Genomic DNA, 24,454 nt, shown 5'->3' on the forward strand with positions numbered 1-24,454 from the left:
CAAAAAGATAGGACTGAAAGCAATGACGAATAATATTTTGATCATATGTATGGGCAATCTCTGTCGTTCACCCACTGCTGAAGCGGTATTACGCGCGAAAGCCACGGCATTAGGTATTGAGGTGAACATTGATTCTGCTGGTTTGCTTGAATTTCATCAGGGCGCTTTACCCGATCCCCGTTCTCAAGCCGCAGGTGAAAAAAGGGGATATTCGTTCCAAGGAATAAAAGCGCGACAGGTGGTTGAAAAGGACTTTGAATCTTTTGACCTGATACTCTCAACAGACCAAGAAAATCTATCGGGCCTGTTTAAGCTGTGTCCCAAACCTCATCAACACAAGCTTCGACTATTTTTAAGTTTTGGATCGAGTGGCTATGACGACATCCCAGATCCCTATTATGGTGGCCATGACGTATTTGAGTTAGTCCTTGATCTTATTGAAGACGCCTCGGAAAGCCTCCTTCGATCACTTTAGTGGTCGTTAGGCTGCCATTACTCGGCCACTAAAGTAGTCATTGGAGACGATATATTCAGTGTTGCGAATCATCTCATCATGAATTTCTGCCCAATGAATTTCTTCTTGTTCGTAGCAAGGGACAACCCCGCCGACACGAATATTAAAGGGAGTGAGAGCTTTTGCCCAACTTTGAGTAAAACCCGCGACCATGGAACTGGCGTTTTCGAAACCAGACAAGTCATGGTAATTGGCATGAGCGATGACATTGACAATGACGCCATTTTTTTTATCGGCGCGCATTTTTTCTGCGGTGACTTGACCAAAGCTGAACAGTGTCGCTGCCATTAGGGACAAATGCTGGGTAAAGACATCCCCTGCATGCTTGTCGAAAAAATTCGGCATTGTTTGGCTGGTGAGTGTATTGATAAGAACGTCAGGGGATTGGTGAACGGATTGATCAATAAACTGAAACAAGGCATTAATGGCCTCCATCGAATTGTCTGGTAAGGCAAACTGATGGATGTCTGGAGAAATGGACTTGCACCTTAAATAGGATTCATTCAATTGCGCTGCACTTTTGTCGCATAACACGACGGTTGCCCCCAAAGACGCAAAGTGAGCCGCTAAAGTGCTACCGAGCTGAGATCCTGCTGAAGTGACTAATACTACGGCGCTTTTTATATCCATATAATGGGCCTCCGCCTTGGTCAAAAATACTGTCCACATAGCATGGTAGACTAGCTGTGACTTAGGTGTGAATAAGCTCAAATAACTTGTGCATATCTTTGGGTTAAGATGATTTTTTTGCGGTCATACACATTAATTCATTCAGGATGAGTATGTATGGAAACAGTAGTATTGATAATGTGATCTAGGCAGGCTTTTAAATTTGAGTGTGAATTTGAAAGGTTCTCTGAGCTTCAATCAGTTGGTTGTAAAGATCGATGGGGATCAGTTTTTTCTCTTGGTGTTCGCCCAGTTGCCGACGTTGGTGGCCAGACAAATTGTGATACACCTCTTCAGGCAAGTCGTAAGTCTCTTCAGGAATATAAGCCAAGACTTCTGGTGTCAGGTAGTGGCTGAGTTTAGCGCTAGATAAACCGGAGCGTTGAAACAAATCAGATTGCACGGCGGAGACGCTGTAGGCACTTTGATCTGAGCGTATGGGTTGTGGCGGAGGCAGTTCAAAGCGACGTCTGAGCGCTTTTTCTGTGGTGTCCAGCTCTGTCACCTTTTCAATCGGCGTATTGTCACGCACATCATCTGAGAACAAAGAGAGGATCAAGGCAAAGTCAGCGCGTCTCCCTTCATAGACAGCCTGGTTTATCCCCTTGCCGAACTGAAGTTCGTTGATGATGCTGGCTTTATCTAAAGTATGAATTTGAGTGTGCATGATACCTCGCTTGATGTCTATATAGCGGCATCATAGAGGTTAACTTTAGTGAAATGGCTGATAGGAAAAGAAAAAACCAGCTAAGTGCTGGTTTTTTAAACGTAGTGAAGTTCGCCTTTAAGAAGGTGAGCTTATTTCGCTAGGTTCTTGGCAACAAAGTCCCAGTTAACCAATGCCCAGAAGCCATTCATGTAGTCTGGACGAACATTGCGGTAATCGATGTAGTAAGCATGTTCCCACAGGTCAACAGTAAGAAGTGGTGTGATCCCTTCTTCTGTTAAAGGCGTGGCTGCATTAGATGTGTTTACGATATCTAGAGAGCCGTCGGCTTTCTTAACCAACCAAGTCCATGAAGAACCGAAGTTATTGATAGCAGAATCGGTAAACTTCGCTTTGAAGGCATCAAAAGAACCAAACGCTGCGTTGATTGCATCAGCAACAACACCCGTTGGTTCGCCACCTGCGTTAGGGGCTAGACAGTGCCAGTAGAAGGTGTGATTCCAGATCTGCGCTGCGTTGTTGAACACACCACCTGTTGACGTCTTGATGATGTCTTCCAGTGATTTACCTTCGAATTCAGTACCAGGAATAAGGCCGTTTAGCTTTACAACGTAAGTGTTGTGGTGCTTACCGTGGTGGAAATCTAGAGTCTCTGCTGAAATATGTGGTTCTAGTGCGTCTTTCGCATAAGGAAGAGCGGGTAGTTCAAATGCCATTGCTCGGTTCTCCGTTGAATAAGAAAGAGAGAAACTCTCTCGATTGCTTCCAATGTTATTTATTATTAATGGATCGCTAAAGGGCCGACCATTATGTGGGCTATAGTTTAACAAGTTTTTACTTTAATAAAAGCGTCAGCGTCAAATTCTATATGAAATTTCATTGTCATAAAAAACCCTCAAACATTATAGGCTTTTTATTCTCCAGTAATCGTTTAAAATGTCATGATAACTAGTAGTACAGCCTTAAAGAGGAAGTAATGGAAACCATCGACAAAATCAAACAGCAACTCGAAGAGAACTCGATCCTTCTTTATATGAAAGGTTCTCCTAAACTGCCTAGCTGCGGTTTTTCTTCTCAGGCGTCACAAGCTTTGATGTCATGTGGGGAGAAATTTGCCTATGTAGACATCCTACAGAACCCAGACATCCGTGCGGAATTGCCTATTTACGCACAATGGCCAACCTTCCCACAGCTCTGGATCGAAGGTGAGCTCATCGGTGGTTGTGACATCATCATTGAAATGTTCCAAAAAGGTGAGCTTCAATCATTGGTGAAAGAAGCGGCTGAGCGCACGGCAACGGACGAAGAGTCATAATAAGAATACTGTGTAAATTTACAGTTTTTCTTGATTTTTATAAGGGCCACATTCGATAATGTGGCCCTTATTGTATAAAGCTGTTTATGGCTTCGGATTGAATCGGTATGTCTCGACTTTTTATCGCTGAAAAGCCCAGTCTAGGGCGGGCTATTGCTGCAGCCTTGCCTAACCCGCAGAAAAAAGAACAAGGTTTTATTCGTTGTGCGAATGGGGACATCGTCACTTGGTGTATCGGCCATCTACTTGAGCAGGTCGAACCCGATGCCTACGATGACAGATATAAAAAGTGGGACTTAGCAGATTTACCTATAGTTCCTGAACGATGGCAATTAAGACCGAGAAAATCCGCCAGTAAGCAACTGACTGTGGTCAAAAAGCTGCTGAAAAACGTGTCCGAGATTATTCATGCGGGTGATCCGGACAGAGAAGGGCAGTTATTGGTGGATGAGGTCCTCGATTATTGTAAAGTCAGTAAAACCCAAAAAGCCTCAACTCAGCGGCTCCTCATCAGTGATTTAAACCTGCCTGCAGTCAAACGAGCCTTGAATCAGATGCGAAGCAATCGCGATTTTATTCCTTTGTCGATCTCCGCGCTTGCTCGTTCGAGAGCTGACTGGTTGTATGGAATGAATATGTCTCGGGCATACACATTGCTTGGGCAGAAAGCGGGCTATCAGGGGGTGCTATCCGTTGGCCGAGTGCAGACTCCTGTGTTGGGGTTAGTCGTGAGACGCGACGAAGAAATAGAGCACTTTGTTGCCAAAGATTATTTTACACTTCATGCGCTCATTCCCTATCGGGATAGCAAGGTAAGTTTCGATATTCGTGCCAAGTGGAAACCTAGTGAGGCTTGCAAACCATGGCAAGATGAAGAGGGCCGGGTGCTAAATCGAAAATTGGTTGAGAACGTTGCCAACCGAATTATGGGTCAGCCCGCGAGAGTGGTTGAGTCAGAGCAAAAGCAGTCAACACAGTCTGCACCACTTCCGTATTCGCTGTCAGCCTTACAGATAGACGCCGCCAAACGGTTTGGAATGAGTGCTCAGCAAGTATTGGATACATGCCAGTCATTGTACGAGAAGCATAAATTGATTACTTACCCACGTTCAGACTGCCGTTACTTGCCGATGGAGCATTATGCTCAAGCAAACAGTGTGTGTAAATCCATTGCACATAATGCCAGTGAACTTGGTCCCGCCGTTCAAGAGGCCAATCTGGCACTGAAATCTAAGGTGTGGAATGACAAAAAAGTGGATGCTCACCATGCCATTATTCCCACACCTAAAAGTCTCGCCAGCAAGGTACTCTCTGGGAATGAAATGAAGATTTACCAGCAGATTGCACGCCAGTATCTGATGCAGTTTTATCCTGCGGCTGTGTATGCTGAGGCGAAATTGGTTTTTGATATCGCAGGCGGGAGTTTCATTGCTAAGGGCAGACAATTAGTCTCGGTGGGTTGGAAAGTCTTGATGGGGAAAGTCGAAGAGACTGACACGAGTATCGACACGGTTCCGCCTCTTGAAAAAAATGTTGTCCTGAACTGTCGAGAAGGTGAAATTAATGATCGAAAAACAGAACCTCCCAAGCCTTTCACCGAAGCAACGCTTCTCCAAGCAATGACGGGCATCGCCCGATTTGTTGAGGACAAAGAACTAAAAAAAGTCCTTAGAGATACCGATGGACTCGGCACCGAAGCCACCCGAGCGGGTATCTTGGATACCCTCTTTAAACGCCAGCTTTTAGTGCGTAACGGTAAAACGATCTTAAGTTCGCCCGCAGGACGAGGATTGATTGGTGCGCTACCTTCTGACGCTACGTATCCCGATATGACGGCGCATTGGGAGCACCAATTGCAAGATATGGCGGAGAAAAATCAACCCTATCAGCCGTTTATGCAAGCCTTGCACGATAAAATCGATGGACTAATGCATCAAGTTAAAACCGGTCCCGTCCCTGCTTCTTTAAGGGAATTACCCAAAGTGGAACGACCTAGCTTTAAGCGAAAACGAAAAAGCAGAGCGCAGTACGACTCAAAGAAGCGCAGTCGATAGAACACGCCTTAAAAGTCTAAGTTAGCTCAGGCGCTCGCTTCTAGGGATCGAGCTGTCACCACGGTAGGCTTGTACCGTCGTAATTGAGAAACGCCCCTGATTGATGGTCTTTGGCCCCATCGATCACTTGAATTAATCCGGCAGCGGAGACTTGTGCCTCAATCAGTGCATTTGGCCCGCCCATATCGGTTAGTACCCATCCGGGGTGAAGGGCGAGAACGGTAAAACCCTGTGGAGAAAGATCGTTGCTCAGACTTTTGACCACCGAGTTGAGTGCGGCCTTAGAAGAGCGGTAGATGTATCCACCTCCGGATGTATTTTCGGTGATACTGCCAACTTTTGAGGAGAGACACGCAATTTTCTTTATGCTTCCTTGCTGAAGCTTGGTATATAAAGCTTCCACTAGCTTTAATGGAGCAATGGTATTTACTTCAAGCACCTTTCTCCACTGTTCCACATCGGTGGTACCAAATGATTTGCCCTTTGGCCCATAGTAGCCTGCATTATTAATTAACACATCGAGGGGAGGGAGGGTCTTTGCAAGACAGTCCATAGCTGGGTAGTCGGTTACGTCCAATTGGTGGCAGGTCAGTGATTTTCCGGATATAGACAGTAAGTCAGCCGCCTCTAATTCAGAACGATATGTAGCGTGAACGTGCCAACCAGTCTTAAGATATTGTTTCACCAAACTAAGGCCAATGCCTCGGTTTGCCCCTGTAATGAGAACCGTCTTCATCACCACCCTTCCATATTTGACGTTATTTAAGTATCGACGCTCAACCTTACCAAGCTAGGTTCAACAACGAAAGTTTTCTCTTTGCGATTGAACCGGCTTGCTTTGACACTGTGTATTTGTCGTCAAAGCAACACGGGCATAAAAGCCAATCCCTGTTTCTCAGATTGTGAAACGGACAGAGATCTTGTTACTCTATCAAAAATTGACTGAATGACAGACCCCATGATCCCACTGATTTATCATGCTATTTACTCGCAATTTCCTTTGCCTCAAGGGCATAGATACCCGATTGATAAGTATCGCCTTCTGTTTAACGAAATTGAGAAACAACGCAATATTGATAAAAAGTGGCATCAAGTATTCCACTACCTACAACCGGAGCCGCTTGGCCGGTCTGAAGTAATAGAAACTCATTGTAACGAGTACATTACTGAGCTGTTTGACGGCCATTTACCTGCGGTTAAAATGAGACGTATTGGTTTTCCGTGGAGTGAACGCTTGATTGAACGAACCCTTACATCGGCAGGGGGCACGTGTTTAACGGCAGAGCAGGCGCTCGACCATCAGATAGCCATTCATCTAAGTGGTGGGTATCATCATGCCCACTACGACTTCGGTAGTGGGTTCTGCCTACTCAATGATCTCGTCCTAGCCGCTAAGCGTGCTTTGACCAAAGAGGGAGTTGAGAAAGTTCTGATCGTTGATAGTGATGTCCATCATGGGGATGGGACAGCAACGTTATGCGCCGAGCAAAATGACATCGTTACCTTATCCTTTCATTGCGCGAAGAATTTCCCCGCCAGAAAGCCTGACTCGGACATGGATGTTGCTTTGCCACGAGAAACAACGGATGCTGAGTTTCTCGATGCTTTCTTTTCTGTGGTTGAGATGGCGATTAACCTCCATCAACCGGATCTCATTATTTATGATGCGGGTGTTGATATCCACATAGATGACGAACTCGGCTATTTTAATGTGTCGACAGAGGCCATTTATCAGAGGGATTTGTTTATGTTTGAGCTGGCGAAAATAAGACGCTTACCGATTGCTTGTGTTGTTGGGGGTGGATACCGTAGTGAGCACAGTCAGCTTATCCCTGTCCATTTACAGTTGTTTAAAGCGGCATACAAGGTATACGCTCAGTAGGTTAAGGAAAAATATGCAACATAGAATAAGAGCCGCAGGAATACTCCTCAAAGGTGACCAAATCCTGTTACTTAACGTCAGAGATTTTTCCGGTCAATACTGGATACCTCCCGGTGGTGGAATGGAAGACAGTGACCAAAGCTCTAAACATTGTGTCGTCAGGGAGTTTAAAGAAGAAGCGGGTCTCGATGTTGAAGTGGGTGAACTGATTTGCGTCAGAGAGTTTCTCGAAACACAAAGTAACCGTTACCACTCAGAGTTTTTTTATCTTGTGTCTCGGTATCAGGGTGAGCCGCATATCGATAATCTTACGGGCTTAAATGATGAGAATTACATCCAGTCGGTTGCTTGGGTGCCTGTGAGTGAGCTGACAGAAAAACGAATCTATCCGGCGGAACTCAAAGACAAGGTACTTGAAATGATCAAACATAAGTGCTTTTCAACGCATCTGGGCAGCTATAGGCAAGGAGAGCAAGAAGACGAGAATTACCTTTGATGCCCAAAAAGGCAACGCGCTTTTGTCAACCTATGTCGTCGGTGACGTTTTTATTTTGAACGTGACGCAGAATTCTGAACGCCCTCAACCTTTCGCTGACTCTCACTTAATGTGGTCCAAGAATGACTGATGTAATCAGGTTAGCGGTTCACTGCAGCTAGTGATTGGCTTGCTTCTTAAATTCTTCGTATGCTTGCATGGTATCGAAGTTGATTGAGAATACGCTCAACTTGGCTAGCCGGTCAGCATTTTCTAGAAACTCGGAGTCTATAAACTGTTTTTGACTCTTTAATAGATCATTTTCTCGCAATGAAAGCTATATGTCTAGTGACTCTCTATTTCCTGTATTGCTATAAACAAGGAAAGATTGATACAAATACTCCTTGTCAGCTTCTGCTATACAGTGCTGAAAAGCTCGATGTTATTAAAGAGCTAGAGAAGGAAAAAAATAGGCCACTTCCTCTGTCATTTGGAGGGGGGAGATAAAAGAAGGTATAAGCGAGTGCCTTAAAGACATTTAAGCGTATGCCTCCGCTACCCTATCTATAAGGGAGCGGAGGCTTGAAAGCTAGTCGTCTTAACTCGATTTGAGAGTTTTTAGTGAGGAACATATAGAGTCAGGTCTTGCCTTTTGCCTTTCATTACTTTTTGTATATCAAAGTTACCTGAGCAACTTTGTTCGAGCTTCGAGGGGTAACCCATTTTGGGGCACAGGTGCGTTTGTGGTGATCGGCTCTAGCACACCTCTGGACAAAAGCTTCTTAGAGGTTCAGTTCTTCTATTTTGGCTTCGGATAAACTCTGGTATTTCAAATAACTAGAGATCCTTCTTCGTTCACTACAAACAATGAGACCAAACTCAACGTATCACTATGCACCTACCCACGGCCAAATGAGTATGAGTGGCATTTGTTCTGGCCAAGAAAATGAATAAAACAAGATTGTGAAGAATTTTATACTCTCTATAACATTGAAATTATTGACTACACTTTGTTCAGGGTTTAGGTCGGCAGGTTACTGAGTTATCTGTCCGTTTATACTGAATAAAAAATGCAGCGTCTCAATATTCAAACTTAGCTGACATATACCCGTAACTAGCAACAGGGAATGTGTGTGGATAGTGAGAATTCAAACCCAAAGAGACTAGCTCAACCTGAAATACTGACCTTAGTACTCGCAATTGCGCTCTTGATTGGGGTTGTTGAGTTTATCGTCATACAAATCCTTCCATTTGCTGAAAAATGGTTTCCCAACATTCCCGAAGCCGTTCTAGATGGTGTGCTCCTCGCCATAGTTTCGGTACCAATCGCTTACCTGTTGCTCTCTAAAACAACCTTCTCAGAGTTGCGGAGCAGCTCAACAATTAGGGCTAAGATACTATTTTCGATCGGTCTACCACTGACTATATCCATCGTATTGTTCACTAACGATATTCTTATTAAAAATAGCAATATTGAATCAGTGAATCAGCAGAACCTTGCCTTTGACCGGATTGAACCAATCAGTAACCTTATCCACACGATGCAACAGGAGCGAGGACTCAGTATTGGCTATCTAACAAGTGGAGAGGACCGTTTTAAATTGCTTATGTTAGAAAAATCAAATGAAACGGATAAACAAGTCACATCGTTATTGGACATTGCTGCGAGTGAGAGCCTAGAAAGAATTAGACAAGCATCTTCACAAGGCCAAAAAGGCTGGGAACAGACTTTAAATATCTACTCTGCAATTATTGATTTACTTATCAATGATATCCAGATAATTAGCAAAAATGTCGATAAGCAATTTTCAGATCGTTTACTCACTTATGTCACAGTGCTTAAACTCAAAGAACTCATTGGTATTGAAAGAGCACTTCTCTCAGGGCTGATCGCAACGGAAAAGGCTAACTCCGACAAAACGGACGCTATTCGAATCAAGAAACGCCTTAGGAGCGTTATTGCGCAGCAAGAAGTGTATATTAAATTATTAAACTACTACTTTACCAGTAGAGAGCTAGCCCATTTCAACGAGCTTATGGAGACAGAGGCAACGTATCAAGCTAGCGACTTTAGAGCCCAGATCCTCAATGATGAAGCTGATTATTATCATTTCGAGTTGACGTCATTGCTTGGCTATAACGGAATCATTCATCGATATAAGAATTATTTAATAAGGGGATCAGATCACTATGAGCAAGCGGTTTTACAACAGTTTGAGCAACTCTCTGTGACCATCAGCAACCTAAGAGATGTCTATAAAAATGACCCTAAAGCAATCAAGCATATCGATGCCTTAGCCTCCACAATGGCGAAGTACCAAAGTAATATGCTCATCATTAAACGGATGAAAAGTAGTGGAGAGGATATTTCAATCATTGATCGTGTTGTTGCCATAGACGACAGTATCACCGACGACGCGATACAGTATCTAAATGGAAGCTACAGAGATCGAGACCCCCTTGAAATATTTCAAGTTATAACTTTAAAAATAAATCAAGTTGATGAGATGACCGATTACCTATTCTCTGATCTTAAGAACAATGCCGAAAACTATCTCGGCGAAACCAAAAAAAACCTCTATCTTATTTCAACCCTTTCATTAGTGCTTTTTACTATCGTCCTTTCACTTTTGATCATCATCATAAAACAGGTTACTGCTGCTTTCGATGAGCGCAGTATTGCCCTAGAGAAAGCCGAGCAAGCGACCAAGATGAAGTCAGAGTTTCTTGCCAGTATGAGTCATGAGATCCGTACACCAATGAATGGAATATTAGGCATGTTAGGTCTATTGCTTCATAGTGATTTAAGCCAGTCTCAGAGACATAAAACTAAGGTCGCCCAATCCAGTGCCAAGGGCTTACTAGCACTCATTAACGACATACTCGATTTTTCTAAAGTGGATGCAGGAAAGCTTGAAATCGAAGACGTTGATTTCAATTTATTAAGACAGTTGGGGGAGTTCACAGAATCGTTAGCGTTCAAAGCCCATGAAAAAGATCTCGAATTGATTCTAAACTTTAGCAAGATTGAAAATACGTGGGTGAGAGGTGACTCTGGTCGTATTCGGCAGATATTGAATAATCTAGTTAGTAATGCCATTAAATTTACCGACTCCGGTGAGATAGTCATTACCGCGGAGCTTGACTCAATTAGCGATACCCAATATCAGTTTTCTTGCTCCGTATCGGATACAGGGATAGGTATTCCAGCCAACAAGATCAACACATTATTTGACGAATTCTCTCAAGTAGACGCATCGACGACTCGTAAGTATGGAGGTACAGGGCTTGGCCTGTCGATAGCCAAAAGACTGTCTCTGCTTATGGGCGGTGATATTACCGTAGAGAGTAAGCTTGGGGAGGGAAGTGTATTTCGTTTCAATATCACTTTAGGTCATTCAACAGTGCCTCAAAACAGACTTAAGCCCATTGATATTAGCCAATTGAGGCTGCTAATAGTCGATGACAATAAAACAAATTTAGAAGTTCTATACGAGCAACTCGCGTTATGGGGAGCAAAGGTGGATCAAGCAGGTAGCGGGTTGGAAGCACTAGAGCAGTTAAAAGAGCATAAAACTAACGGACAAGTCTACGATGCCGTGCTACTCGATATGCAGATGCCTGAAATGGATGGTGAAGCGCTTGCTCGCTCTATTCGATCAAATTCAGACTACGACAATATAAAACTAATACTGATGACCTCCATCCATCATGAACATGGACCAGAGCACTTTAAACGCATCGGTTTTAACGCTTATTTTGCCAAGCCCGCTACGGAGTACGACCTAAAAACAGCATTGAGTTTAATTAAAGATAAACAGTGTAATGATCAGCTTGTCACCCATGAGTTTATCTCGAACCTTGTGTCCGATAGTGACAACGACACAATTGAGCGAAGCTGTCCGGGCTATTATAGTGCCATCACAAATGCGCGGATTCTTATCGTTGACGATAACGTCGTTAATCAGGAAGTGGCTAAACTCATGCTTGAAAATATCGGTGCAAGCTGCGACCTCATCAATATCGCGGCAAATGGCCAAGAAGCGATAGAGACTTTGAAAGACAGCGTCACCACGATGCCCTTCGACATTGTGCTCATGGACTGCCAAATGCCTATACTTGACGGTTACGCGGCAACAAAGGCGATTCGTGACGGACAAGCTGGTAACGTGTTTAGACATATCCCTATTATAGCTATGACCGCAAACGCGTTTAAAGGCGATAAAGTGAAGTGCCTAGATGCAGGAATGAATGACTACCTTAGCAAACCCATTGAACCTGATAAGCTTTTAGAAGTGCTACAACGATATATATCAGAAACTTCAATCAGTAACAGCCGAGCGATGCCTATTGCAAAAGAGAATCCCGTCGAACACCATGATACAAGTTCTTCGGCTACTCAATCTAGCAAAGATTATTTAGGCTTTTCTCCCTGGGAAAAAGAGAAGTTGATTGAACGATTAGGCGGGAACCAAGAGTTTGTAGATACTGTATTCGACGAAGTAAAAGCGGTTACACCTAAGCTAATATCACAACTTTCCTCAGCTATCGACGAGGCTGATTTTGATGCAATAACATTGCATGCTCACACTTTAAAAGGAATGGCAGGCAATATATGCGCAACCAAGATAGAACAAATTGCGTTTGATATAGAGCTATTTGCAAAGAACAGCGACATTAATTCGATACAGTCAACATACTCCCAACTGCCTCCTAGCTATGATGAATTAATAAGTTCACTTGATTAGAATGATAGATTATCCGACACGGAACCTCCCCAGTTTTTTTGGATGCCGAATTAAGTGAGTAAAATGGCGTCATTGATATTCAAGCTAATTTGATCATTAACAACGCCATGGTGGACTGTCGCCAAATTCTCAGGAAAGGCATAATTTTCAGAAGCTTGCAAGTGTGTGTAATTCTGGCGTCTTATTAGGCTGATATGATAAATAATATAATTTATTCATGGTTTGACTTGATTTTATTATTCTATTTGTGAATTATTTATTTTGCCCTCAGGGCTTAAATATATTTTCAAAAATTCATTAAGGATTATTAATATGCTTAAAAAATTCAACACTAAAAAAATGGTTACTCTAAAGAACAACTCCGCTTGTTTAACTATTATGACGATCGGGACTAAGTAATATAAACACATAGGAAACAAGCAGAATTAAACGTTTGCTTGTTTCCTAGAGGTAGGGTCTATGAAATTTTCTCACCAGCCAATTGTTGCTCAGGCGGAGTGTTTAAAAAGCCTTAATCGCGAGTGTATCTACAGTTCTCTTCGGCATGTCTTAGATGTGTGTAGAGATGTACTCGATGAAGGTACCTTAAGTAGTGTTGATTCATTTATTAAAGATTCAAATCAAAAAAAATATTCTAGCGGTTTTTTATTCTATATTATAAATGAAATAGGAATAAATATAAATTCGGAGAATATTGATAATATTAATCTATATTTTAATCTGCTGGGTAGAAATATAATGCCCAATAGTAAAATAATCATTGGAAACCAAGATAATATAGATGTTGATCTGTTCGTTTTATACGAGAATATAAATGATGATGTCTATAATTTCACTTGTATCCCTGTAAGTGAAGATAAAAGCCATACGTTGAGTGAAAAGATAGTCAATTCATTGGAGTATATTAACGTCATCGACTCTGATTTATATGGTGAAATAATCACTATAGTAGATGAATTTTTATATTTAAGGCTTCAAATTTATTCGGTAATGAAGTCGTCTACTCAGGAAGTGATTTCCATAAATTGGGTACAGTATTCATAAATGAAGAAACGTGTGATGAAGATAAATATTTCATAGTAGAAAAAATTATACATGAGTCAGCTCACCAGATGTTACTTTCAATCATGATTCATGACGAAATCGTTCTAAACCCGGATTACGAAAAGTACCCTTCACCATTAAGGACAGGATTAAGGACAATGAATGGTATTTATCACGCAGCGTTTGTGTTATATAGAATCTCTGCTTTTTTCTATAAAATTTATCATTCAGACAAATCCGATTCGAAAGCCTTATCTTATTTAAAGAAAAATATTAATCAGTTTGATGATTGCCATTCTGTGATCAAAACTCATGGCGACCTAACTGTTCTTGGTAAGGAAATAATAGCCAATTGTAAAAATGAGATAGAGGGGTTTAAGAATGAGCTTCATTGAATCTCTAGATAAAAACACCATAGAACTAATGAAATCATTTAACGGTGATGCTCTGAATCGGCTTGAGAATGTTCTATACCCAATAGCACCAGATCTGGTAGAGCGATTAATCAACAGTCTTTACAGTGACGCTTACCAGAGAGGTGTTCTTACTACTAAGGAAAGGCATATTGCAACACTCTCAGCCTTGATTGCATTGGGTGGTGCTGAGAGACAACTTTCTTTCCAAGGTTTTGCCGCCTTTAAGCTTGGATTCACAAGAGAAGAGATCCAAGAAATCCTCATTCAAAATTCTATCTTTTCCGGTTTTACAAGAGCCATGAATGCAGCAGTTGTATTTGATGAAGCGTGGAAAAATTTCGAGCAAGGAAAAGAACGTGAAGCATAAAGCGTTTTATATCTATCAAGTAGCTGACATCATTTTTACATCATCATGTCGCTCAGTCGGCATGTTATTAGCTTGGGTTATGATAAACCATCATGGCCTTAAAGTTGAGCTTGGTTGGTTCATTACTTTGTCTTGGGCGCTACAAGTCATCACGTTAATTACATTCAGTTCTTTGTCTGAAAGACTTAACAAGAAAAGCATTCTCCTCATATGTTCAGCACTTTCCGTAGCATCCCTGCTTATACTTGGTTTTGATCAATCTGTGGACCCTTTTAAACTTGGATCAATATATGTTTTAACATCAATACTATGTATAGTGATACAACCTATAGGTTCAAGTATTGTCCCTACGCTATATAAAGGTAATCATATAGAAAGAGCGTTCAGAGTAAGAGGTTTTGTAAATTCAATTAATACGGTTCTCGGCGCTGTTTTCTCAGGATTTGTAATTAAAGCATTGGATGCTAACGATATTATTATATTAATCGTAGCTTTGATGTCCATCTCATTCATTATATTCCTTTCAATAAAAATAGAAGGTGACAAAACCAATAAATCAATTGGTTGCACCCAGATTCTAGCGCATGTTTTTTTAAATAACAAAATTGAACGACTTCTTGTATCTATTTCTGCTTTATCTAATTTTGTGCTCACTCCTACCATCATGTACATTGCACCAATACTGGTTGTTGATAAATATAATCTTTCTTCTCTTGAGCTAGGATTTTCAGAAGCAACATTCGGTTCAGGTATGATTTTTGGCAGCATGTTTTTTTGCAAGAAAGTGAACAAACTGCTTGGGGTAAGGCACTCAACCGTTCTCGGAATCGTGTTAGTTTCACTGGGGCTGTTAATTGTTTTAACGATAAGTAGTATATATTCTCTTTACATTGGTTTTTTCGTTTCTGGCCTTGGTATGGTTATATATAACATCAATACAACTAAAATCCGATGCACTGCAACGCCAGTTAATATTAGAAACTCTTTTGAATCTATATTTATAGCAATATGTATACTCCCCATTCCTGCTGGTGTTGCATTTTCAACATATTTGATCGACTTTTATAGAGTATAAGTGTTATTAGCTTTTTTTTCTATCAGTATCTTCGTATCTTCTATCACCGTTTTGAGGTCAAAAGACTTTGCGGTTATCTCATCAATTTCAGAAGATAAACTTGATGGCTATTACTCCAAAATGTATCCCCATGCATATTTAAAGAGCTTCGATATAGCAGAAAATAAGCCCCCTCGTGCAGGATAGTTGTCACTGTTAAAATTTAACCAGTTCGGGTGTTAATGAGTGAACCTTATTTTGTATTCCAGCAGAACGAAAAGAAGCCACTGCCACCATATTCAATGTCAGTAAGACAGTTATCAAAAGAAGAGGGCTTAGCACCGCGACTCTGTATCATTGGCGGCAGCAACTCAGACGTTCAGGAGCGGCAGTGTCAAACAGCAACACTTCATCAGAGCAGTGGTCTGTTCAAACTCAACTCGTCATTGTTGCCGAGACGTCCTCGATGACCGGGAGCGAACTCAGCAAAACTTAATGCCGGAGCTTTGGTTTTTTCGAAAAGTCCATGAAGTAGTCGAACCTGTCCGATATTTCTCTGGTAAGCGGCTTTTCGTTCTAGCGCCAGAAGGGAGAATTTTAACGCATTAGCCTAGCCTCTTTTACGTCGGGGAAGAGGCGTTACGATACGAGTGCAGTAAATGCTATTTGGACGTCTCAATAAGTTCATCTGTACCACCTATTTGTGCAAGATGATTTCGAGGTCCTAGATAAGAAAAAACCGCTGTAAAAACAGCGGTTTTTTCTTTTAATGTGGCGGAGAGATAGGGATTTGAACCCTAGAACCGCTATTAACGGTTGCCGGTTTTCAAGACCGGTGCTTTCGACCACTCAGCCATCTCTCCTGACGAAGCGAATAATATAGAGGTTCGAAATTTTTGTAAACCCTTATTAGGACTGTTTGCTTTATTTATGAACACTTGATGTTAAAAAAGAGGCCTGATGTGTGTTTTTACGTCAAACTGACGGCGTTTTTAGGTTGAATACAGGCAGTAAACATTAATTTTAAGGCTTCTGCTTAGAGGGTGTAGAGCCATTGCATTGTCAGAACAATGGCGTATAAAAGGCAGGTTGTAAAAAGCACAACATTATCAGAATACGTTAGTTTTAATGTTTTCGGGCCTTAAAGCCAAAAGCTAATTAGCCTTATAGGTAATGAGTGCCAAACCAAGTTGGTGTTGAGCGGTTAATGTGACCTGTTGCCCCTCAATAAGCTGGCCCTCGTGAACGTTCTCATCATTGGCCGTGGCGCTTCCTCTTGTAATGAGCGCCACAAACGGCTCCTCTATTTCGATGACGGTTTCGTCATCAATAAAGCCAATTTGGCAGGTCATTGTGTTGTCAAAGGTGCCATCTTTTTGCCCGCCGAGTACGGTCGTCAATTCACCTTCCTTGAGTTGAAAGTTTTGGTATTCGGGAACCAACCCGCTTTGTGGGGGGCGAAACCATAGTTGGATGATGCCGGCTTTGTGATGGTTGGTACTGAACTCAGCGTGCATCATACCGGTTCCCGCGCGTTGGACCTGAACACCGGGTCCCTCGATCACAGAGCCATCCCCTATTGAACCTTTGTGTCCCACGCTCCCAGAGGTAATAAAACTGACAATGTCGACGTCATTGTGAGGGTGGAGGGGGGCGCCGTCATTTGGTTTGAAATAACCGCGGGCTAAATAAATAAAATCGCCTAACCCGCGGCTAATCTGCTTATTCGCTTTTGAATGTGGCCAAATTTCCGAATTCATGACCATTCGTGTTTCTACGATGCCAGCAAAGCCGCCTATCGGAAGCATTTCCGCATCAATGATACGAATTGGTGGGCTATCCATAGTTGTCTCCCAATGCATTTCGCCACAGGCCATTACTTATCTGATGGTGTGGTGGTGAGAAGTGAGTTGATGGTCAGTATAGGTCATGCTCTAATTACAAAGATAGAAGCCATAGTGCATACTGGGTATGCTTGGAGGGAATATTGAATGGATTCAATCATCGCTATGCGTTCTTTTGTCAGGGTTGTTGAGTTGGGAAGCTTCAGTGCCGTCGCGAAAGAACAAAACACCAATCAAGCGACGATCAGTAAACGTCTTGCTGCGTTAGAGAATATGCTAGGCGCTCAGTTGCTTATTAGAGGCAGCCGGAAGCACACACTGACAGAAGTGGGCCAGCGATATTTTGACCGAGTGTCGAGTGTCTTGTTAGAAATAGACGAAGCTGAGGCGGAAGCGCGCTCATTAACGGAGGCCCCTCAAGGCACATTAAAGGTGACGGTGCCAACGATGTTTGGGGGGCTTTACGTGGCACCGATAATTGCGGAGTTTCTTGCCACGTATCCTGAGATTGAACTGGAGATCAAGTTTGACGAAAATATGATCGACTTGGTCAACGGCGGAATTGATGTGGCGATAAGGCTAGGAAATTTAGTCGATTCCTCTATGTTAGCCAAAACGTTAGGCTACGATCAGTTAGTGATTGTAGCGTCACCGAACTATTTGGAAAGACACTGTGCTCCTAAGCACCCCAATGAGTTGCAAGCCCACAATTGTCTTATTTATAGCCTCTCACCTAAGAAAGGGGGAGTATGGAAGCTCAGCAACCATAATGAAACGTTAGCAGTGGCCGTGCAAGGGAATTTTCGATGTGATAATGGTATGGGATTAAAGGAAATGCTGTTAGCAAATGCAGGCCTTGCTTTGATGCCAAGATGGCTAGTGTGGCAAGAGTTAGAATCTGGTCAACTGGTGCATGTTTTACAGGACTACGCGACATGTTACCCAATAAGTGCGGTCTTTCCGCAACATCGATACCTGCCTCTCAAAGTAAGGTGTTTCATCGAATTTGTAGAACAAAAAATAAAAGCAGACTCTGCGTTTTGTAAACTTAAAACATTGAAGTTAAATGTTTAGAGCTATTTTTTGCGACTAAAAACAAAAAAGAGAGCCGAAGCTCTCTTTTTCTAGGTGTAATGGTCGGACTGAGAGGATTTGAACCTCCGACCCCCGACACCCCATGACGGTGCGCTACCAAGCTGCGCTACAGTCCGATGGGCTTAATCTACCGACAAAATGGTCTTTGGTCAACAAATAATGCAATTATTTAATTACTTTTTACGTAAAAACGTTGCAGTTCAGTCAAACCTTGCATCAAGACAGGTAAAGTAGGGTTCTCGTCTTGCAAGCGCTTGTAATTACTATCGTATAATTTGTAGTTACCAAACTTATCGATAACCGTGGTGTCCTTGTTGGTGATCAAGGCGAGCTCGCGAGTATCACCCGCTAGGATCCACTTTCTTGCCCCTTCATCAAACAAGCTTCGGCCACTGCTGAAATCTGATGGGTTGGACGAAACGCCAAGCAGCTCTTGCAGCAATGTGACGGAAAGATCGAGGTGGCTAGTGCGGTGATCGTATTTTACTGCCACCTTACCTGGCCAGTGAATAATCATCGGCACTTGCAATTGATATCGGCTGTAATTGCTGTTCGAACCCCAACTGTTGGTTCGAGTTTCATTAAATTCAGTGCCATGGTTTGATGTCACGACGATGATGGTTGATTCACTGATGCCAAGTTGGTTAACTTTTTCCAGTAAAACACCCAGTTCTTCATCGGCATTACTGACCGATTTATTGTATCCATTCTTTAATGTTTCTATCGTCGATTTATTGGTGCCTGATGGGTTATAGGCACTGAAAGTATCAACGGTTGTCAGTTCTATATAGCTGAACCATGGGCTCTTTTTCTGCTGAGATATCCATGTCGCCCAAGAGTTGATAGCTTGTGTATCTGGAGAGGTCTTATCGTTGAACGAAATACCGGTGAAATTCAAACCGCGAAACACGGTTTCCCCATAGAGTTTATCAGCGAAGTTGTCGCCGCTGAATAATCCGACACGGTAGTCTTTTTCGAGCATGGTATCCAATAGAATGGGCCTAGAGCCTTGCGTTTTTATACTGCTAACGTAGCTGCTTGGAAGGCCGTAAAACAAGCCAAACACGCCAAATGCATCGTTGCTTGAGCTGTAGTGATTGGAAAAATTTAGATTCGTGGTGGCAAATTGTGTTGCGTTAGGCATTAGATTAGGCGTTAACGCATCGCCACGAAGATTATTAATGCTGACGACGAGGACGTTTAGTGGATTAGCTCGGCGATTAAATTCGAGGACATCAATTGGATAGCGGACCAGCTCAGCGCTCAGTTCGTTTTCTTTTAGGCGCTTAAGGTAATCTTGCCTATCCAATAAGCCATGTCGTTCCATAAAGGATTTGGCCGTCATCGGATAAGACAATGGAAAGTTCGCTTTTTGTGCGGTGATTGGACTGTAAAAGTAAGCGTCAGCCCAAACGTAAATCAAGTGGCTACTAATGAAGCTCACGAAAAACAGCGCCGCAATCGGACGGCCAACGTGTTTATGAGAAAGGCGTCGCTGTTTGCGCCATACCCATTCAGATAGGGCTAATTGCAGCAAAAAGATCAGTGGTAAAACAATGAACAAATGTTGTAAGTCGCTGCTGAATGAGTTGCCTTCTTCATTAAACAAGACCTCCCACACTAGGGGGGTCAGGTGGAGGTTTATTTTCTGGTAGGCTTGAGTATCAATCAGAAGAACAGTCAGGCCTGCGGTGGCAAAACATACCGCCAGCAAACGAAAGAGTTTGCGTGACGGCATGACGAAGGTCAGTGGAAATAGAACCAATAGATAGAGAGCAAACACCAGAAAACCAAAATGGCCCACCCAAGAGAAGGTGAGGTACAGTTGACCTAGTAGGGACTCTGGCCAAGGGGATTGCGTGATATAACGGGTGCCAATGAGCATGGCTGCAATGATGTTGAAAAAGGCAAACCAATGCCCCCAACCCACTAAACGCGACACGCGTTCACCGTATGTATTTCCGTTATCTACCATGTACTGTTCTATTATCCGTTATTATTCTAGTGAGTGTCTTCTTCGACTGAAGATAGCAGTGCTTGAGCAAATTTTTCAGCAAGCGCTTTACGTTGTGAAGCACTAACGTTTTGATTTAAGACATTGGTAGCGATATTACCTGCAATCATCAAAGATAAATCGGGGCCTGCGCTATGTTTGTCAAGAACGGCAGCCACTTCCGCGAGAATGACTTCAATTTTATCGTCGCTGTATTTAGATGTAATCGGCATAAAGACTCTAATGGTGATAGTAAAGCGACTTATGATAACCTACAATGCGCTGTAACTGAAACCTACACAACCATAAAATTCATCATGAGTCTTCATCTTTCTAACGTTATCTTGCACCAACTTCAAAAAAACGATTCTGACGAGCTTATTGTTAACTTTCGCTCTCATTCGCTTGACAACGACGCGTCGACCGAAAATCTCGTGGCAGAAATGCATCGAGTGTTTAACTCGAAAGCGGGTAAAGGCTTTGGTTCTTTCAAAGAAGACAGCGAGTTTCAGCGTTGGTTGCAAGAATTGAGTCAAGGTGAGAGAGACTTCTATGATTTTTCACAACAAAGTGCAAACCGTCTTAAGGATGAGCTGAGTAAATACCCATTCGCTGATGAGGGCATCTTGGTTATTGCAGAATATCAATCCTTGGCAACGGATTACCTTTTTGTCGCGCTTATTCCCTCCAATCAAAGTTTGAAAGTAACGGAAGGCCTTGATATCAGTGCGACCGACTACCTTGATTTAAGTAAAATGGACATTGCGGCCCGCCTTGATGTGACGCGATATGAAACGGATAAAGAATCGAATCGTTACCTTGCATATATCAAAGGTCGCGTGGGCCGAAAAGTAGCGGACTTCTTCTTGGACTTTCTTCAAGCGGAAGTGGGGCTGGATACTAAGCAGCAAAATTTGGTGTTGATGCAAGCGGTAGATGATTTTTGTTCAGATTCGAAGTTAGAGAAAGAGGAAGTGATTGGTTACAAAAAGCAGGTGTCTGCTTATTGTAATGAACAAATAAAATCGGGTGATGAAGTTTATGTTCAAGAACTTTCGGGGGAGTTACCTCCTTCGAGTGATGGCACCAGCTTTCTCGATTATACACAACAGCAAGGGTATCAATTGGAAGACAGCTTCCCAGGCGATCGCAGTGCTGTGCGTAAGCTAACCAAATATGTTGGCGCCGGTGGTGGTTTGAGTATTAACTTCGACAGTCTCTTACTCGGAGAACGTGTGTTTTATGATCCTGAAACTGACACCCTGACGATCAAAGGAACCCCTCCAAACTTAAGGGATCAACTGACCCGTAAGGTGAATTGACCGTATAGGCTGTAAGGTCAGAAGTTTGTTCTTGTCGAGTCTATGGACGCAGCGGTGATGAGAGTTCACCGCTTGAACGGAGTTAACGGTACGCCATGACTCACCGTAAGAAACCGTCTAATTTGTCTAAGATCCTGAATCGTATATTTATAGTGTACCATGTTGTTAATTGGCTGTATTCCAATGAAGAAAACGAGCCGCTCTATTTTTCTAGATTAATAACCGACCAAGTAATGCTCACCTCGATCGCAAGTAATTAAGAAAATAACCAAGGTAAGGTGCTATTTTCTCCTTAAATACGTTGCCTTCACGCCATATTAAAAATGCGTTTAAATAATGGGTTTCTGAGCCCATTTAAAACCAAAATAACGTAATTATGTTGTCTTTAATATAGACTTGGTGTATGTTCCACGCGTATTTATATATCAATATACTTTGGCTTATTACATTAATTTTCTGAACATTGAGTTATGAATTCACGCATGGAAATTATGGAAACCGCCTAAAAGTCAGTGTATGACCGTTATTCGTGGCGTACGATGATCATTGGATTCTTTGTCAGAGTGCTGAATATAGATGGGAATGAGGCGAGGTAGTGACACGATTAAGGTTAGCGTTCTTTTTCCGGTGACTCCCGTGTTTGTATTACGTTGAATGTCTGGTTCGTGTTTGAATTACCCACTGCGCATTCGCTCGCTAAAGGACATTGCCAGTCTCTCACCAATATATCAATTAAATAATAGGATTATATTTTGCTCGAAACATTTCTACCGTTTTTTCTCATCTTGTTGTCATGCTACTTGCTCAAGTACGCTTGTGATACCTTCGAACAGGCTGCAGGCTATCTAGGGCGTAACTTTCCTGCTGGAGTGAAAGGAGCAACGGTCAATGCCATTGGGTCGAGTATGCCTGAAATGTTTGTGGTTATTGCCTGTCTATTTTGGTTCAACGATCCACAGCTTGTGATGGTCGCATTAGGTGTTACCGCAGGTTCCGCCATTTTTAACGGTTGTGTCATTCCTGCATTATCTATCATTATGGCGAAAGATGAAGGCGGTCGCTCGGTTAAAAAAATTGAGCTAGATAAGCGCTCTTTGCTTAGAGACGTATTTTGGGTGCTAGCGGCTGAGGTTGCACTTATTCTCTGTTTGGGCTTTTCAGAATTTTCGATTTGGATGGCCGTTGGTCTGAACGTCATTTATTTGGGATACGCGATACATCTTTATTTTGATGCGAAGAAATTTGGTGGTGATGACGAAGCGTATCAATACGAAGAAATAGAAGATAAAGGAATCATCCGCAACTTTGTTACCTTTAACTTCAATGCTATTTTTTTCTCAAATCGGTCGTTTAACGCGGTGAGTGCGACGGTCGTTCTCATTCTTGCGATCCTGATCATTTCAGGTTCATCTCATCTTCTTGTTGAAGGTGTTTTGGGAAGCGCGACGATTTTAGGTGTGCCGCAGTTTTTCGCTGGGCTCGTTTTTGGCGCGGCAGCGTCGTCAATACCTGACCTCATTTTGTCGATTAAAGATGCCCGAAAAGGTGACTATGAGGATGCTGTAGCAAATCCGTTAGCGTCCAATACATTTGATACTACCGTCGCTTTTGCGCTGCCTCTTTTAGTATGGTTTGTGCTTAATGGTGTCGATTCTCTGGCAATGGCTCAAGACGATAACTTGACCATTCTTCGTTGGTCTATTGTAGGTATTACGGCTGCGGTTGCTTGTAGTTTATTGTTCAACTGCAAAAAAGTGACCAAATCAGTTGCTTATTTTCTGCTGCTGATGTTTTTTGCCTGGGCCGGGTCTATGTATTTTTATATCCAATAATCCAGCTTCTATTACCCAAGCCCCCACTAATTTGAAAAAGTGGGGGCTTGCTGCTTTAGAGTCGTCCACATCATTGCAATATCTCCCCTGAAATAATAAATATGTTCATCTCTGACCACAGTTAGAATACACTCACAATGTCGGTCTTTTCTGTAGAATAACCATTAATTACCTGAATGCCTTTGCTTTTATCATTCGTGGATAGTCAATTAGTCGCGATTGGAGCAAGGTATTATTTGCAATGGAATTTAGTCAATACGTCGTTTTCATGGTAAGACAATCATTTTTTAGGCTTGCCCTCCATACACTGCGAAGGTAATACGTATAGAGAGTAGCGTAACAGAGGCCCAAGTATCAGACAGTACTGTGCTTGGTTACCGTACATAAACTCAGGACATGGTAAGAATGTGAAAAGTATTGCAATCTTCGATTTTGATGAAACACTCATCATGCATAATTCTCTGCCCAAGCTATTCGGGCGTTTTGTTGCTCGCTCAAGATTCCCACTGTATATAGCCTCTGCTCTCTTTGATAGACGAATTATGTCGGGTCAATATAGAAAGCTAATAAAAGAAAAGCTCTACCGTAAAGCGTTAAAAGGGAAATCTAGAAAGGTGGTTTTTGAGGCCGGCTATCAAGTGTGTGCAAGCCTCCGTCCTATTCCTGAGGTTGTCGCCGAGATGTTTCGTCAACATCATGCTGGTGTTGAAATTTGGATTGTTACGGCTTCACCACAAGAGTTTGTTCAAGGGGTTGTCGAGGGTTTAGATTGGCCCGTGAAAAAAGTGATAGGTACGTCCTTAAATCACAGAAATGATATTTTGGATGGAACATACAATATCGAATGTGAATATGATGAGAAAGTGGCGAGGTTCCACACGGAAAACGCGAAACATGGAGACAATATTGTTGTTGTTGCATCTTATGGAAACCCTCCGCAAGATGAAGCTGTGGTTCATCTTGGTTTGGACCGGTATTTTGTTGAAAGCGGTCAGCTGAGGCAACTTAGCCATTGAGTTGCCCTATCAGATATGGGCCACGTTATCGGCAACATTATTGTCTCCTAACTGAGATCTTTGTTTTGCTACAAGTGCAAGAAAAACGCGCCTGAGCTTACTATTCTTTTTCATTGCGTATATGCTTGGTACTATGGAATTTATCGA

21 protein-coding genes and 2 tRNA genes are annotated in these 24,454 nt (G+C 42.4%); 14 read left to right on the top strand and 9 right to left on the bottom strand.

Translation table 11 applies throughout. The features are described 5' to 3' along the window. Positions 1–22: 22 nt before the first annotated feature. The gene (locus HLM86_RS06425; RefSeq protein WP_076587342.1) at positions 23–475 is read left to right on the top strand and encodes a low molecular weight protein-tyrosine-phosphatase; all 453 of its coding nucleotides are present in this window, start codon (positions 23–25) and stop codon (positions 473–475) included. Positions 476–481: 6 nt separating this feature from the next. Here the strand turns inward: HLM86_RS06425 and HLM86_RS06430 are convergent, their stop codons facing one another. The 3 genes from HLM86_RS06430 to sodB all read right to left on the bottom strand — a co-directional run bounded on the left by HLM86_RS06430 (position 482) and on the right by sodB (position 2,566). After that, positions 482–1,144 (bottom strand): SDR family oxidoreductase, encoded by a 663-nt coding sequence (locus HLM86_RS06430; protein ID WP_170882424.1) that lies wholly within the window; start codon positions 1,142–1,144, stop codon positions 482–484. Between the two features lie 196 nt (positions 1,145–1,340). After that, positions 1,341–1,850 carry a VC2046/SO_2500 family protein gene (locus HLM86_RS06435; protein WP_076587337.1) on the bottom strand — a complete coding sequence of 170 codons (510 nt, stop codon included), beginning with the start codon at positions 1,848–1,850 and terminating at the stop codon, positions 1,341–1,343. A gap of 131 nt (positions 1,851–1,981) precedes the next feature. After that, positions 1,982–2,566 carry a superoxide dismutase [Fe] gene (gene sodB / locus HLM86_RS06440; RefSeq protein ID WP_076587335.1) on the bottom strand — a complete coding sequence of 195 codons (585 nt, stop codon included), beginning with the start codon at positions 2,564–2,566 and terminating at the stop codon, positions 1,982–1,984. Between the two features lie 260 nt (positions 2,567–2,826). Between sodB and HLM86_RS06445 the strand changes: the two genes are divergently transcribed. Further along, on the top strand, positions 2,827–3,165 hold the full coding sequence (locus tag HLM86_RS06445) for a Grx4 family monothiol glutaredoxin (RefSeq protein ID WP_076587333.1): 339 nt from the start codon (positions 2,827–2,829) through the stop codon (positions 3,163–3,165). A gap of 107 nt (positions 3,166–3,272) precedes the next feature. Further along, on the top strand, positions 3,273–5,219 hold the full coding sequence (locus tag HLM86_RS06450) for a DNA topoisomerase III (protein ID WP_076587331.1): 1,947 nt from the start codon (positions 3,273–3,275) through the stop codon (positions 5,217–5,219). A 55-nt stretch (positions 5,220–5,274) separates the two neighbouring features. Here HLM86_RS06450 and HLM86_RS06455 read toward each other — a convergent pair whose 3' ends face one another. Beyond that, a complete protein-coding gene (locus HLM86_RS06455; RefSeq protein WP_170882425.1) occupies positions 5,275–5,955 on the bottom strand; it encodes an SDR family oxidoreductase in 681 nt (226 codons plus the stop codon). Between the two features lie 222 nt (positions 5,956–6,177). Between HLM86_RS06455 and HLM86_RS06460 the strand changes: the two genes are divergently transcribed. The 7 genes from HLM86_RS06460 to HLM86_RS06490 all read left to right on the top strand — a co-directional run bounded on the left by HLM86_RS06460 (position 6,178) and on the right by HLM86_RS06490 (position 15,226). Next, on the top strand, positions 6,178–7,101 hold the full coding sequence (locus HLM86_RS06460; RefSeq protein WP_170882476.1) for a histone deacetylase family protein: 924 nt from the start codon (positions 6,178–6,180) through the stop codon (positions 7,099–7,101). Between the two features lie 13 nt (positions 7,102–7,114). Then, positions 7,115–7,597, top strand: coding sequence for an NUDIX domain-containing protein (locus HLM86_RS06465; protein WP_170882426.1), 483 nt, complete (start codon positions 7,115–7,117; stop codon positions 7,595–7,597). Positions 7,598–8,709: 1,112 nt separating this feature from the next. After that, positions 8,710–12,324: a response regulator gene (locus HLM86_RS06470; protein ID WP_170882427.1), complete on the top strand. Its 3,615-nt coding sequence runs from the start codon at positions 8,710–8,712 to the stop codon at positions 12,322–12,324. A gap of 459 nt (positions 12,325–12,783) precedes the next feature. Next, on the top strand, positions 12,784–13,368 hold the full coding sequence (locus HLM86_RS06475) for a hypothetical protein (protein ID WP_170882428.1): 585 nt from the start codon (positions 12,784–12,786) through the stop codon (positions 13,366–13,368). Then, positions 13,350–13,763 (top strand): aKG-HExxH-type peptide beta-hydroxylase, encoded by a 414-nt coding sequence (locus HLM86_RS20410; protein WP_170882429.1) that lies wholly within the window; start codon positions 13,350–13,352, stop codon positions 13,761–13,763. The genes HLM86_RS06475 and HLM86_RS20410 overlap by 19 nt, the downstream gene beginning before the upstream one ends. Beyond that, positions 13,750–14,151: a carboxymuconolactone decarboxylase family protein gene (locus HLM86_RS06485; protein ID WP_076587315.1), complete on the top strand. Its 402-nt coding sequence runs from the start codon at positions 13,750–13,752 to the stop codon at positions 14,149–14,151. The genes HLM86_RS20410 and HLM86_RS06485 overlap by 14 nt, the downstream gene beginning before the upstream one ends. Continuing rightward, positions 14,141–15,226: an MFS transporter gene (locus tag HLM86_RS06490; RefSeq protein WP_170882430.1), complete on the top strand. Its 1,086-nt coding sequence runs from the start codon at positions 14,141–14,143 to the stop codon at positions 15,224–15,226. Before HLM86_RS06485 ends, HLM86_RS06490 begins: the two co-directional genes overlap by 11 nt. A gap of 751 nt (positions 15,227–15,977) precedes the next feature. On the opposite strand, the gene HLM86_RS06495 is transcribed toward HLM86_RS06490, so the two are convergent. Together HLM86_RS06495 and HLM86_RS06500 are read right to left on the bottom strand one after the other, a co-directional pair. Then, positions 15,978–16,068 (bottom strand) — tRNA-Ser (locus tag HLM86_RS06495). A gap of 291 nt (positions 16,069–16,359) precedes the next feature. Next, positions 16,360–17,049 (bottom strand): pirin family protein, encoded by a 690-nt coding sequence (locus HLM86_RS06500; RefSeq protein WP_170882431.1) that lies wholly within the window; start codon positions 17,047–17,049, stop codon positions 16,360–16,362. A gap of 147 nt (positions 17,050–17,196) precedes the next feature. Here HLM86_RS06500 and HLM86_RS06505 point away from each other — a divergent pair, with 147 nt between their 5' ends. After that, complete coding sequence (locus tag HLM86_RS06505; protein ID WP_170882432.1) at positions 17,197–18,123, top strand: LysR family transcriptional regulator; 927 nt, start codon at positions 17,197–17,199, stop codon at positions 18,121–18,123. A gap of 60 nt (positions 18,124–18,183) precedes the next feature. Here HLM86_RS06505 and HLM86_RS06510 read toward each other — a convergent pair. The 3 genes from HLM86_RS06510 to HLM86_RS06520 form a co-directional block, all read right to left on the bottom strand. Beyond that, positions 18,184–18,260, bottom strand: a tRNA-Pro gene (locus tag HLM86_RS06510). A gap of 53 nt (positions 18,261–18,313) precedes the next feature. Beyond that, a complete protein-coding gene (locus HLM86_RS06515) occupies positions 18,314–20,119 on the bottom strand; it encodes a DUF3413 domain-containing protein (RefSeq protein WP_076587305.1) in 1,806 nt (601 codons plus the stop codon). Positions 20,120–20,145: 26 nt separating this feature from the next. Beyond that, the gene (locus HLM86_RS06520; protein WP_076587303.1) at positions 20,146–20,370 is read right to left on the bottom strand and encodes a YejL family protein; all 225 of its coding nucleotides are present in this window, start codon (positions 20,368–20,370) and stop codon (positions 20,146–20,148) included. Positions 20,371–20,454: 84 nt separating this feature from the next. On the opposite strand from HLM86_RS06520, the gene yejK reads away from it, so the two are divergent. The 3 genes from yejK to HLM86_RS06535 all read left to right on the top strand — a co-directional run bounded on the left by yejK (position 20,455) and on the right by HLM86_RS06535 (position 24,307). Beyond that, on the top strand, positions 20,455–21,459 hold the full coding sequence (gene yejK / locus HLM86_RS06525) for a nucleoid-associated protein YejK (RefSeq protein WP_170882433.1): 1,005 nt from the start codon (positions 20,455–20,457) through the stop codon (positions 21,457–21,459). A gap of 752 nt (positions 21,460–22,211) precedes the next feature. Further along, a complete protein-coding gene (locus tag HLM86_RS06530; RefSeq protein WP_217702104.1) occupies positions 22,212–23,291 on the top strand; it encodes a sodium:calcium antiporter in 1,080 nt (359 codons plus the stop codon). Positions 23,292–23,698: 407 nt separating this feature from the next. Then, entirely contained in the window at positions 23,699–24,307 is a 609-nt protein-coding gene (locus HLM86_RS06535; protein WP_170882434.1) for a haloacid dehalogenase-like hydrolase, read from the top strand. Positions 24,308–24,454 lie beyond the last annotated feature (147 nt).

This window comes from Vibrio ostreicida (assembly GCF_013074385.2).
Taxonomy (GTDB): Bacteria; Pseudomonadota; Gammaproteobacteria; order Enterobacterales; family Vibrionaceae; genus Vibrio; species Vibrio ostreicida.